Origin of the sequence: Pseudomonas syringae pv. tomato str. DC3000 (assembly GCF_000007805.1) — a bacterium.
In the GTDB taxonomy this organism is placed as follows: domain Bacteria; phylum Pseudomonadota; class Gammaproteobacteria; order Pseudomonadales; family Pseudomonadaceae; genus Aquipseudomonas; species Aquipseudomonas avellanae.
This window is the reverse complement of sequence record NC_004578.1, coordinates 1,353,348-1,366,120: the sequence shown is the minus strand read 5'-3', so window position 1 is coordinate 1,366,120 and position 12,773 is coordinate 1,353,348. Positions and strand designations below refer to the sequence as shown.

The following is a 12,773-nucleotide window of genomic DNA, read 5'->3' as shown; positions in this document are numbered from 1 at the left end:
ACTTAGGGATACAGATTATGCAAAGGCTCAAGCACGGCCTTTTACAGGCCGCCGGTTGGCTGTTTTATCTCAGTTTGTTAATGGGCCTTGCAGCGGCATTGCCCACCAGTATCTTCGACTCGCAGTCGAAGAACTTTATCTTCCTGATTGGCGCTGTCGGTATCTGGCGCTACTCGATGGGGATCACGCACTTCGTGCGCGGGATGATCTTCCTCTACATCGTCTACCCGCATTTGCGCCGCAAGGTTCGCAAGCTGGGCAGCGCTGCAGACCCATCCCATGTGTTTCTGATGGTTACCAGTTTTCGCATTGATGCACTGACCACCGCACAGGTGTACAGCTCGGTCATCCGCGAGGCCATCGAATGCGGTCTTCCAACCACCGTGGTCTGTTCGCTGGTGGAAATGTCCGACGAGCTGCTGGTCAAGAGCATGTGGGCCAAGGCGAACCCGCCAGATCGCGTCAAACTGGACTTCGTGCGTATTCCGGGTACCGGTAAACGTGATGGTCTGGCTTATGGCTTTCGTGCCATCTCGCGGCACATGCCCGATGACCGTGCCGTGGTGGCCGTGATCGACGGTGACACCGTGCTCAACGAAGGTGTGGTTGCCAAGACCGTGCCGTGGTTCCAGCTGTTCGACAACGTCGGCGGCCTGACCACCAACGAGTTCTGCGAAGTGCGTGGCGGCTACATCATGAGCGAGTGGCACAAGCTGCGTTTCGCTCAGCGTCACATCAACATGTGCTCGATGGCCTTGTCCAAGCGCGTGCTGACCATGACCGGCCGGATGTCGGTGTTTCGCGCAAAAGTCGTGACCGACCCCGAGTTTATTGCCGACGTGGAAAGCGACTCGCTCAACCACTGGCGGCTGGGCACTTTCCGGTTCCTGACCGGTGATGACAAGTCCAGCTGGTTCAGCCTGATGCGTCTGGGTTACGACACGTTCTACGTCCCGGATGCGGCGATCAACACCGTGGAGCACCCGCCGGAAAAGAGCTTCCTGAAGGCCAGCCGCAAGCTGATGTATCGCTGGTACGGCAACAACCTGCGTCAGAACTCGCGTGCATTGGGGCTGGGCGTTCGTCGCCTGGGGATTTTCACCAGCATCGTGCTGTTCGACCAGCGAGTGTCGATGTGGACCTCGATTCTCGGCCTGACCGTCGCCATCATCGCCAGCTTCAAGTACGGCGGCGCGTTCCTGCTGATGTACCTGCTGTGGATCGGCATGACCCGCCTGATCCTCACCCTGCTGCTGTCCTTGTCAGGGCACAGGATCGGGCCTGCCTACCCGATGATTCTCTATTACAACCAGATCGTCGGCGCCCTGATGAAGATCTACGTCTTCTTCCGCCTGGACCGCCAGTCCTGGACGCGCCAGGACACCAAACTCAGCCGCGACATGGCCAGCTTTCAAGGCTGGTTCAACACGTGGTCGTCCCGAACCATGACTTTCTCGGCTGGCACCATCTTCGTCGCCGTGCTGTTGACGATGGTTTGACCAGACCAACGGATTAATCGCTTAAGTAGGAAAACTAGCCATGAATACAGCCGTGAATGCGAACGTCGTACATGAATCCGAAGCCCAGCGCCAACACGCCCGGATCAAGATCCCTGCCAAGCTGCGCCTGCTGAACGACAAGCCGAACGCGCCGCTGGTGCGTATCGAAGACCTGTCGGCCGGCGGCTTGAGCTTTGTGGCTCCAGCGGGGCTTGCCTACACCACCGGTGAGGTCATCAAGGGCCGCCTGCAATTTCTGATCGACAACCTTGGCCTGGCCATGGATGTAGAAATGCAGGTGCGCTCGGTGGATACCGCCAGCGGCCGTGTTGGCTGCCAGTTCCAGAACCTGGAAGCTCAGGACATTGCCACCCTGCGCCACTTGATCACCTCGCACCTGTCTGGCGAAATCGTCAGCCTGGGTGAAGTGCTCGCCACCTTGCAGCGCGACAATTTCACCAAGGCACGCAAGGTCAAAGGCAGCGACAGCGGCATGAGCGCACTGGGTCGTTTGCGCGCGGTCACGTTCAGCCTCGGCATCTTTATTGTCGGCCTGGCAGCGTTCGGCTTCATCTTCAAGACGGTCTACGGCCTGTACTTTGTCAGCCATGCGTCGGCGGGTCTGGTCTCGATCCCGAGCATGGACGTGACCATGCCGCGTGAAGGCACCTTGCAAAGCCTGGTCGCCCAGAACGGCGAAGCCACCAAAGGCGCGCCACTTGCGACCTTCAACACCAGCATGCTGGAAATGCTCAAGGGCAGCCTGACCGGTGAAGACCTGCAGCCGGCAAAGATCGAAGAGCTGTATGGCAAGCAAATGAGCGGCACCATGACCAGCCCGTGCGATTGCGTCGTAGCTCGCCAACTGGTTGCCGACGGTCAGTTCGCGTCCAAAGGTCAGGTGATCTTCCAACTGGTGCCACGCAATGCGCCGGCCACGGTTGAAGCGCGCTTTACCTATCGTCAGTTCAACGACGTCAAGCCAGGCACCCGTGTCAGCTTCCAGATCGCCGGCGAAGACAAACTGCGCACCGGTCAGATCGTCAGCAGCACCAACCTGAGCGACACCGACCTGTCCACCGACATTCGCGTGCAGATCAAGCCAGACGAAAGCCTGAGCAGCTCGCTTGCCGGTCGCCCTGTCGAAGTGGTCAGTGATCGCGGTCCGTCCGTGAACTGGTTGCTCGACAAAGCAATGGCTGCGGGTCTGTAACCATGAACAGCCCACTACGACGCCTATCGACCCCCACGCTATTGAGCCTCGCTGTCGCGCTCGGCCTCAGCGGCTGTGCCGGCCTGCCTGATCAACGCCTTGCCAATGAAGCCCTGAAAAACGGCGACACTGCATTGGCGGAGCAGAACTATCGGCAGCTGGCGGACCTGGGCTACAGCGACGCGCAAGTCGGCCTGGCCGATATTCAGGTGAATACCCGCGACCCGGCGCTGCTCAAGCAGGCCGAGGCCACTTACCGCGCCGCCGCACAGACTTCGCCACGGGCACAGTCGCGCCTCGGTCGCCTGCTGGCGGTCAAGCCCGATGCCACTGAGGCCGAGCATCGCGAAGCCGAAGAGCTGCTGAAAAAAGCCTTCGCCAACGGTGAGTCGGGCACGCTGATACCGCTGGCCATGCTGTATCTGCAATACCCGCATACCTTTCCCGAAGTGAATGCGCAGCAGAAAATCAGCCAGTGGCGCGCTGCCGGCTATCCAGAAGCCGGTCTGGCGCAAGTGCTGCTGTACCGCACTCAGGGCACCTACGCCGAGCATCTGGATGAAGTCGAAAGCATCTGCAAACAGGCGTTGTCGGCCACCGATATCTGCTACGTCGAACTCGCCACGGTCTACCAGACTCGCGGCCAGACCGAGCAACAGGCGGCACTGATCGCGCAACTGAGAAGCGCACACGCTGCCGGTCGCGTCAACGCTCAGCGAGTCGACAGCGTCGCCCGCGTACTGGGCGATTCCACTATCGGAACGCCTGACGAAAAGACTGCTCAGCAATTGCTCGAAGAGGTTGCGCCGGGTTACCCGATTTCCTGGGTCACGCTGGCCAAACTGCTGTACGACTTCCCCGAACTGGGTGACGTCAACAAGATGATGGAATACCTGAACAATGGTCGCGCGGCCGATCAACCACGCGCAGAACTGCTGCTGGGCCGTCTCTATTACGAGGGCAAGTGGGTTCCGGCAGACGCGGTCAAGGCCGAAGAACACCTGAAAAAAGCCACCGCAACGGAAATCTCTGCCCATTACTACCTGGGGCAGATCTACCGTCGTGGCTACCTGGGCCAGGTTTACCCGCAAAAAGCCGTGGACGAGCTGCTGACCGCCGCACGTGGTGGCCAGAACAGCGCCGATTTCGCGCTTGCGCAACTGTTCTCGCAGGGCAAGGGCACGCTGCCCGACCCGGTCAACGCCTGGGTCTTCGCCCAGTTGTCGCTGGCCAGTGAAACCCCGCAAGCCACTGAGCTTGCCCAGGCAATGAGTACCCAACTGCCGCCTGAAAAGCTCGCCACTGCCAAAGACCTGTTGGCACGCGAGCAAAAAGTCCGGGGCGCTTCCGCCACTCAGAACGCGATGGCGATGCAGGCCCTGCAAGAAGAAAAAGACGGTGAGGAAGCACTATGAAGTTGAATCCTTTGATGGCCGCCGGCATGGGCCTTGGCTTCACCCTGTTCTGGGCCTGCCCGACGCTGGCAGCGCTGACCGAACAACAGAATTTCGGTATCGAAATCAAAGCCACGGCGCAGGCCGAGGATGATCGCGATCTGGGCACCCGTTCGGGCGGCGACGTCAACGGTGTGGGCCTGGACCTGCGCCCTTGGGTCTACGGTGAGCGCGGCGACTGGAGCGGCTACGCCATGGGCCAGGTGGTCACCGCCACCGACACCATTCAGACCGACCCGCTGGAGCAGAGCAACAGCGACGGCAGCGGCACGCAAACCTCGCGTGGCACGGCCAGCGAGCGCGAAGTCGAAAAATCCTACGCGGCACTGCGCGAATTCTGGATCGGTTACAGCGGCTTCACGCCTTATCCGGGCGAGATCCTCAAAGTCGGTCGCCAGCGCCTGCGCAATGACGACGGCCAATGGCACGACACCAACATCGAAGCCATAAACTGGAACTTCGACACCACCCTGCTGCGTGCCGAACTGGGTGCTGCCCAGCGTTTCAGCGAGTACCGCACCGACCTGACCGAACTGGCGCCCGACGATGAAGATCGCAAGCATCTGTTCGGTTCGGCCAGCTACCAGTGGACACCTGGCCACTGGGCCGGTGTGCGCGCTCACTACAGCCATGACGACGGCAAACTCAAGTCGCAGGGCGAGCAGCTGGACGATCTGGACAAGACCTCCAACGGCAACCTGACGTGGCTGGGTCTGCAGGCTGACAGCGATGCTTACAATTATCGCAACACCACCCCGCTCAACTACTGGGGCAGCCTGACCTGGCTGAACGGCACACGCGACGAAATCGGCGTGACCTCGGCTGCCAATGACCAGTTTTTTGCCGGCGAGAAAAACAGCCGTGACATGAATGGCTGGGCCACCGACCTGGGCCTGCGCCTGCGTCTCGACCCGCAATGGCAAGTCGGCGCCGCCTACTCGCGCGCCAGCAAGGACTACATCCAGAACGGTCTGGAGAGCAACCGCTCGAACTGGACCGGCACCCGTTCGCGCATCCATCGCTTCGGCGAGGCGTTCCAGGGCGAAATGGCCAACGTGGAAACCGGCTCGCTGTTCGCTTCCTGGCAGATGAACGAGGAATACGACGCGTCGCTGATCTACCACAAGTTCCGTCGTGTCGATGGCAACACCGGTATCGGTGGTTCGGGCATCAACGCAGTGCGTGAAAACGGCGACAGCAATACCTTCAGTTCGCTGCCGCTGGAAGACGGGCGCAAGGACCTGGGTCAGGAAATGGACCTGGTCGTGACCAAGTACTTCAAGCAAGGCCTGCTGCCCGCCTCGCTCAGCCAGTCTTTCGACGAACCTTCGGCACTGGTGCGCTTGCGCGCAGGTGTCTTCAAGCCCGGCGACGCGTATCACAACGGCGTGGATGAATACATGCACCGCGCTGTTGTCGACGTCATCTGGCGCTTCTGATGCGAACCGCCAAAGGAGTGCCAGAGATGAACAGCCATGCAAGCAACGGGCGTAGCCGCAACTGGCCGCACGCTCTGCTCGAAAGTGCCCTGCTGACCAGCGCTCTGCTGATGGCCAGCAGCGTCGCGCTGGCCAACGCGCCTGCCGTACCCGAAGCACCGAAGGCACTGGTTAAAGAGTTGCACCAGGCCAAGACCTACACCATCACCAGCCCGCCGACCGGGCCGCTGGAAATGGCCAAGCCGGTGCTCCCCGACCTGAGCGGTTACACCACCGAGGCGGCGCTGAAAAAGATTGCGCGTAACAAGCCCGGCAAGATCACCGTCGCGCGGATGATGGAAGAAACCGGCCTGAAGGAATTCATCGGCGGTGACAACAAGATGGCTGAATGGGTGGTCCGTCAGAAGGGCATTCCGCAGGCAATCATGATTTCCGACGGCTACGTGAACCTGCAGGATCTGGTGAAAAAGGTTCCCAAGCAGTTTCTGAGTGAAGTGTCGCCCGGTGTCTACGTGGCGCGCCTGCCGATCCTGGTCAAGGAGACCGGGATCTTCGAGATCGACAGCAAGACCAAGGAATTGCGTCTGTCTCAGGAAAAGGGCTCGTTCATCGTCAGCGAAGGCAAGATGCTGATCACCAACACCTCGGTCAACGCCTGGAGTGAAACCCGCAACGGTCTGGCGGCCTACCGCACCCCCGACGAGTTTCGCCCGTTCGTACTGACCTGGGGCGGTTCGCAAACGTGGATCGCCAAGACCAAAATGGCGAGCATGGGTTACAACCAGAGCAAGTCCTACGGCGTCAGTATTTCCCAGTACACGCCCAACACCGCGAAGGTTCTCAAGCGTGGCGAGCCGACCGGCTGGATCATCGACTCCGAATTCGCGGACATGTGGTACGGCTTTTACTGCTACGAAACACGTGACTTCGTGGTCAAGGGCAATACCTACCGCGACAACATCGTGTACGGCATCGACCCGCATGACCGCTCCCACGGCCTGATCATCGCCGAAAACGACGTTTACGGAACCAAGAAAAAGCACGGGATCATTATTTCCCGGGAAGTGGACAACAGCTTCATCTTCCGCAACAAAAGCCACAACAACAAATTGTCCGGCGTGGTTCTGGACCGTAACAGCGTCGGCAACATCGTCGCCTACAACGAGATCTATCAGAACCACACCGACGGCATCACTCTTTACGAAAGCGGCAACAACCTGCTGTGGGGCAACCGTGTGATTGCCAACCGCCGTCACGGTATCCGCGTGCGCAACAGTGTGAACATCAAACTGTACGAGAACGTGGCCATGGCCAACGGACTGATGGGCGTCTACGGCCACATCAAGGACTTGAACGATACCGACCGCGACATCGAGCTCGACCCGTTCGACGCTCAGGTGTCGCTGATCATGGTCGGTGGCGAACTGTCCAGCAATGGCTCCGGTCCGCTGTCCATCGACTCGCCATTGAGCGTCGAGCTGTATCGCGTCTCGATGCTGATGCCCACCAAAGAGGTCGGTATCAGCCTCAACGGTATCCTCGGTGAGCGTCAGGACGAAATTCTCGACCTGCTGGTTCGCCAGAAAAAAGCCGTATTGATCGACCCCGTCGAAAGCCAGACCGAGCTGCGGGAATGAGGAAGGGTATTGTTATGCACGCACATCTGATCAAGCTGTTGAGCCTGTCCAGCCTCACCGCCGCCTTGATGGCCGCCGCCGGTGTCGCTAGGGCAGACGACGCACAAGCGCCGACGTTCAAGGCCGAGCCTTGCTGCAGCCTGTGCCCGGCCGCACACGACGCAAAAAACTACACCACCCGCTACCAGCAGAACTTCACCACGCTGGTACAGGCTCAGGGCGACTGGCTGTTCCGGACGCAGGAAGACCTGCGCACCGAGTTCGACACCACGCCGGGCGGCTACCGCCGCATGAAAGAACTGCACGATGCGTTCAAGAGCAAGGGCGTCGAGCTGGTCGTGGTTTATCAGCCGACCCGTGGCCTGGTTGATCGTAACAAGCTGTTCCCGGCCGAACGCGACAAGTTCGACTACGACAAGGCGCTGAAAAACTATCAGGCCATGCTCGGTCGCTTCAGCAAGATGGGTTACTGGGTGCCGGACCTGTCGCCGTTGACCAACGAACAGCAGGCACACGACTTCTACTTCCGCGGCGACCAGCACTGGACGCCATACGGCGCACAACGCACCGCGAAAATCGTTGCCGAGACCGTTAAAAAAGTACCGGGCTACAGCAGCATTCCGAAACGTGAATTTGAAAGCCATATTTCAGGACGCATGGGCAAGACAGGCACTTTGCACAATATGGCCGGGCAGTTGTGCGGCACCAGCTACGCGGTGCAGTACATGGACCAGTTCACTACCGAGCCCAAGGGCGAGGCTGGCGACGGCGACCTGTTCGGTGACGCCGGCAACCCGGAAATCACCCTGGTCGGCACCAGCCACAGCGGCAAGAACTACAACTTTGCGGGCTTTTTGCAGGAATACATGGGCGCCGACGTGTTGAACGTGGCGTTCCCGGGTGGTGGTCTGGAAGGTTCGATGCTGCAGTACCTGGGCAGCGAAGACTTCCAGAAACGTCCGCCGAAGATTCTCATCTGGGAATTCTCGCCGCTGTATCGCCTGGACCAGGAGACCATCTATCGCCAGATGATGGCGCTGCTCGACAACGGCTGCGAAGGCAAGCCTGCGGTCATGAGCGCCAGCACTACCTTGAAGCCGGGCAACAACGAAGTGCTGGTCAACGGCAAGAACGGCATCAAGGATATTCGCAATGGCAGCAACCAGATCGATATCCGCTTTGACGACACGTCGGTGAAAACCCTCCAGGCCAGACTCTGGTACATGAACGGTCGCCACGAGGACCTGAAAATCGAGAAGCCGGAAACTTCCGATACCGACGGACGCTTCGCCTTTGAATTGCGCGAAGACGAGGATTGGGCCGACCAGCAACTGCTGGCACTCGAAATCCAGGGACCGGAAGCAGGCACGGCACCGCAGAAAGTGGCTGCCAAAGTATGCAAACGCAACGTGTTCCCGAGCGCTGCGAAACACACCGCTCAAGCTGGACTATGAGGTGACTTATGCAGACTCCGAAACTGATACGCCCTACCCTGCTGTCGATGGCAATAGTGTCATCGATGGCCTGGGCTACGGGTGCGTCCGCCGCACTGGTTCCACCCAAGGGCTATGATGCCCCGATCGAAAAGATGAAGACCGGCGATCACAATTTCACCTGTGAAGCCATTCCCAAGCCTTACACCGACAAGCTGGTTTTCCGCAGCAAGTACGAAGGTTCGGACAAGGCGCGCGCGACACTCAATGCAGTGTCCGAAGAAGCTTTTCGTGACGCGACCAAGGACATCACCACCCTTGAGCGTGGCGTCAGCAAAGTCGTCATGCAGTACATGCGTGACGGTCGCCCGGAACAGCTCGATTGCGCGCTGAACATGATGACCACGTGGGCAAAAGCCGATGCGCTGGAATCCCGCGAGTTCAACCACACCGGCAAGTCCATGCGCAAATGGGCACTGGGCAGCATGTCCTCTGCTTACCTGCGCTTGAAGTTCTCCGATTCGCACCCGTTGGCCAATCGCCAGCAGGACGCGCAGATCATCGAGGCCTGGTTCAGCAAGCTGGCCGATCAGGTGGTCAGCGACTGGAGCAATCTGCCGCTGGAAAAAATCAATAACCACTCGTACTGGGCTGCGTGGTCGGTGATGTCCACCGCTGTCGTGACCAACCGCAAGGACCTGTTCGATTGGGCGGTGAAGGAATTCAAGGTCGCCGCCAATCAGGTGGACAAGGACGGCTACCTGCCTAACGAGATGAAGCGCCGTCAACGTGCGCTGTCGTATCACAACTACGCCCTGCCGCCGCTCGCGATGATCGCAAGCTTCGCTCAGGCCAACGGTGTTGATCTGCGTCCGGAAAACAATGGTGCGTTGAAGCGTCTGGGTGACCGTGTGCTGGCCGGCGTCAAAGACCCTGCATCGTTTGCGGAACACAACGGTGAAAAACAGGACATGACGGACCTCAAGAAAGATCCGAAATTTGCCTGGCTCGAACCGTACTGCTCGCTCTACACCTGCAGCCCGGACGTGCTGGAAGATAAACACGAAAAGCAGCCGTTCAAAACCTTCCGCCTGGGCGGTGACCTGACCAAGGTCTACGACCCGACCCATGAAAAAGGCGACAAGGGCGACAACGACGGCTCCTGATTCACCGTCGTTATCTGTAGGAGCGGACTTGTCCGCGAAGACATCTGCCCAGGCGATGCATCCATAAAGACGGATCTCGCCTGGCCAGCTTCGCCGACAAGCTGTGAAGCGATTTACCCCCCTGTTTCAACGGGGGGTTTGGGGGGGCTTTGAGCCCTTGACTGTTGGACAAACGGAGAGATCAGGATGGTTTTCTCATCCAACGTGTTCCTGTTCATGTTCCTGCCGATCTTCCTCGGCTTGTACTACCTGAGCGGGCAACGCTATCGCAATCTGCTGCTGCTGATTGCCAGCTATATCTTCTACGCCTGGTGGCGTGTGGACTTCCTGGCGCTGTTCATCGGCGTGACCGTCTGGAACTACTGGATCGGCCTCAAAGTGGGCGCAGCAGGTGTGCGGACCAAACCGGCACAGCGCTGGCTGCTGCTCGGCGTGATCGTAGACCTGTGCATTCTGGGCTACTTCAAATACGCCAACTTCGGCGTGGACAGCATCAATGCGGCCATGACCTCGATGGGCCTGGAACCGTTCATCCTGACCCACGTGCTGCTGCCGATCGGGATCTCGTTCTATGTCTTCGAGTCCATCAGCTACATCATCGACGTGTACCGCGGCGATACCCCGGCCACTCGCAACCTGATCGACTTCGCGGCATTCGTTGCGATCTTCCCGCACCTGATTGCCGGGCCCGTGCTGCGTTTCCGTGATCTGGCCGATCAGTTCAACAACCGGACCCACACGCTGGACAAGTTCTCCGAGGGCGCCACGCGATTCATGCAGGGCTTCATCAAGAAAGTGTTCATCGCCGACACCTTGGCCATTGTCGCCGACCACTGCTTCGCCCTCCAGAACCCGACCACGGGTGATGCCTGGCTCGGTGCGCTGGCCTACACCGCGCAGCTTTATTTCGACTTCTCCGGTTACAGCGACATGGCGATTGGCCTGGGCCTGATGATGGGTTTCCGCTTCATGGAAAACTTCAAACAGCCTTACATCAGCCAGTCGATCACCGAGTTCTGGCGTCGCTGGCACATCAGCCTGTCCACCTGGCTGCGTGACTACCTGTACATCACCCTGGGCGGCAACCGTGGCGGCAAGGTCGCGACCTATCGCAACCTGTTCCTGACCATGCTGCTGGGCGGTCTGTGGCACGGTGCCAACGTCACCTACATCATCTGGGGTGCCTGGCACGGCATGTGGCTGGCCATCGAGAAAGCGGTCGGCATCAACACCAAGCCTTACAGCTTCAATGTGATCCGCTGGGCTCTGACCTTCCTGCTGGTCGTGATCGGCTGGGTGATCTTCCGCTCTGAAAACCTGCACGTGGCCGGCCGTATGTACGGTGCCATGTTCAGCTTCGGCGACTGGCAGTTGTCCGAACTCAACCGCGCCAGCCTGACCGGCCTGCAAGTGGCAACGCTGGTAGTGGCTTACGCGACCCTGGCGTTCTTCGGCCTGCGTGACTTTTACCAGAACCGTGAAAAAGACAGCGGCAAGAGCGCCAGGGCCGACGGTCCTGCGACCGAGCAACCGGGCACCATCAAGGCCGTACCCGGCGACGCACCTGGCAGCCTGCACCTGCCCGGCTACACCGTGGGCAGCGAAGCTCAGGTGCAACCGGCCTACTGGGTCGCCGACTGGCCACGTTACGCCATGCGCGCACTGATCCTGCTGCTGTTCGTGGCATCGATTCTCAAACTCTCGGCGCAAAGCTTCTCGCCGTTCCTTTACTTCCAGTTTTGAGGAGCCTGACATGACCCGTTCATTACGAATCCTCTACATCGCCATCTTCTTGGGCATTCTGCTGATCCTCGGAGCCTGGTCGCTGCGCAGTTTCAGCAACTTCTCGACCTCGGCCGAGACCACCGTGCTCAACGGTAAATGGACCAAGGCTGCGGAAACCCATTACGACGATGAGTTTCCGATCAAACGCCTGGGCACCAACCTGTGGGCGGCGCTGGACTTCAAACTGTTCAACGAAGGTCGGCCGGGCGTGGTGCTCGGCAAGGACCAGTGGTTGTACACCGATGAAGAGTTCGATGCGGTTGCCAATGGCGAGCAGAACGAAGCCGACAACCTGGCGCTGATTCAGGGCGTGCGCGACGCCCTGGAAAAACAGGGCAGCAAACTGGTTCTGGCCATCGTTCCGGCAAAAACCCGTCTGTACCCGGAGCACATCGGTGACAACAAGCCGGCCAGCCTGCACGCCGACCTGTATCAGCAGTTCCACGCTCAGGTTGCCAAAGCCGGCATCTTTGCACCGGACCTGCTGGCACCGCTGCAAGCCGCCAAGCAACAGGGCCAGGTTTTCCTGCGCACCGACACGCACTGGACGCCGATGGGCGCCGAAGTGGCCGCGCAGCAACTGGGCGCCGCCATTGCCCAGAAAGCCCCGCTGGAAGGCGAACCTGAACAGTTCGTCACCCAGGCTATCGAAACCGCTCCTTACAAAGGTGACCTGACCACGTTCCTGCCACTCGACCCGCTGTTCAGCAATCTGCTGCCCAAGCCTGACGAGCTGCAGAAACGCAGCACTGACCCGGTAGCAGGCGAAGCGGCAGGCGGCGATGCCCTGTTCGCCGACAGCGACGTGGCGGTCGGCCTGGTGGGCACCAGCTACAGCGCCAACCCCAACTGGAACTTCGTCGGTGCCCTGAAACAGGCGCTACGCAGTGACGTCGTCAACTACGCCGAAGACGGCCACGGCCCGATCCTGCCGATGCTCAAGTACCTGCAGACCGACGCCTTCAAGAACACCCCGCCGCAAGTGGTCATCTGGGAATTCCCGGAGCGCTACCTGCCGGCACACAACGACCTTGGCGAGTTCGATCCCAAGTGGATCGCCGAGCTGAAGAAATCGCGTGACACCCAAGAAAACGTGGCACTCAACGCCAAACCATCCGAGTCGCCCAACCGGGCGCAAAACTGAGAG

9 protein-coding genes are annotated in these 12,773 nt (G+C 59.7%); all 9 read left to right on the top strand.

Annotated elements, in window-relative coordinates; all coding sequences use genetic code 11:
* The first annotated feature begins 14 nt into the window (after positions 1-14).
* Positions 15-1,499, top strand: coding sequence for a mannuronan synthase (alg8, locus tag PSPTO_RS06560; RefSeq protein ID WP_172679527.1), 1,485 nt, complete (start codon positions 15-17; stop codon positions 1,497-1,499).
* Positions 1,500-1,539: 40 nt separating this feature from the next.
* Positions 1,540-2,712, top strand: a complete 1,173-nt coding sequence (locus tag PSPTO_RS06555) for an alginate biosynthesis protein Alg44 (RefSeq protein WP_005764144.1) — start codon at positions 1,540-1,542, stop codon at positions 2,710-2,712.
* A 2-nt stretch (positions 2,713-2,714) separates the two neighbouring features.
* On the top strand, positions 2,715-4,127 hold the full coding sequence (gene algK, locus PSPTO_RS06550; RefSeq protein WP_003376036.1) for an alginate biosynthesis TPR repeat lipoprotein AlgK: 1,413 nt from the start codon (positions 2,715-2,717) through the stop codon (positions 4,125-4,127).
* Entirely contained in the window at positions 4,124-5,605 is a 1,482-nt protein-coding gene (locus PSPTO_RS06545; protein WP_005615404.1) for an alginate export family protein, read from the top strand. Before algK ends, PSPTO_RS06545 begins: the two co-directional genes overlap by 4 nt.
* A gap of 26 nt (positions 5,606-5,631) precedes the next feature.
* Positions 5,632-7,242, top strand: coding sequence for a mannuronan 5-epimerase AlgG (gene algG / locus PSPTO_RS06540; RefSeq protein ID WP_011103483.1), 1,611 nt, complete (start codon positions 5,632-5,634; stop codon positions 7,240-7,242).
* A gap of 14 nt (positions 7,243-7,256) precedes the next feature.
* On the top strand, positions 7,257-8,696 hold the full coding sequence (locus PSPTO_RS06535; protein WP_011103482.1) for an alginate O-acetyltransferase AlgX-related protein: 1,440 nt from the start codon (positions 7,257-7,259) through the stop codon (positions 8,694-8,696).
* Positions 8,697-8,704: 8 nt separating this feature from the next.
* Positions 8,705-9,841: a mannuronate-specific alginate lyase gene (locus tag PSPTO_RS06530; protein ID WP_011103481.1), complete on the top strand. Its 1,137-nt coding sequence runs from the start codon at positions 8,705-8,707 to the stop codon at positions 9,839-9,841.
* 186 nt (positions 9,842-10,027) lie between these two features.
* Positions 10,028-11,584 carry an MBOAT family O-acyltransferase gene (locus PSPTO_RS06525; RefSeq protein ID WP_005764153.1) on the top strand — a complete coding sequence of 519 codons (1,557 nt, stop codon included), beginning with the start codon at positions 10,028-10,030 and terminating at the stop codon, positions 11,582-11,584.
* 10 nt (positions 11,585-11,594) lie between these two features.
* The gene (locus PSPTO_RS06520) at positions 11,595-12,770 is read left to right on the top strand and encodes an alginate O-acetyltransferase (RefSeq protein ID WP_011103480.1); all 1,176 of its coding nucleotides are present in this window, start codon (positions 11,595-11,597) and stop codon (positions 12,768-12,770) included.
* The last annotated feature ends 3 nt before the right edge of the window (positions 12,771-12,773 follow it).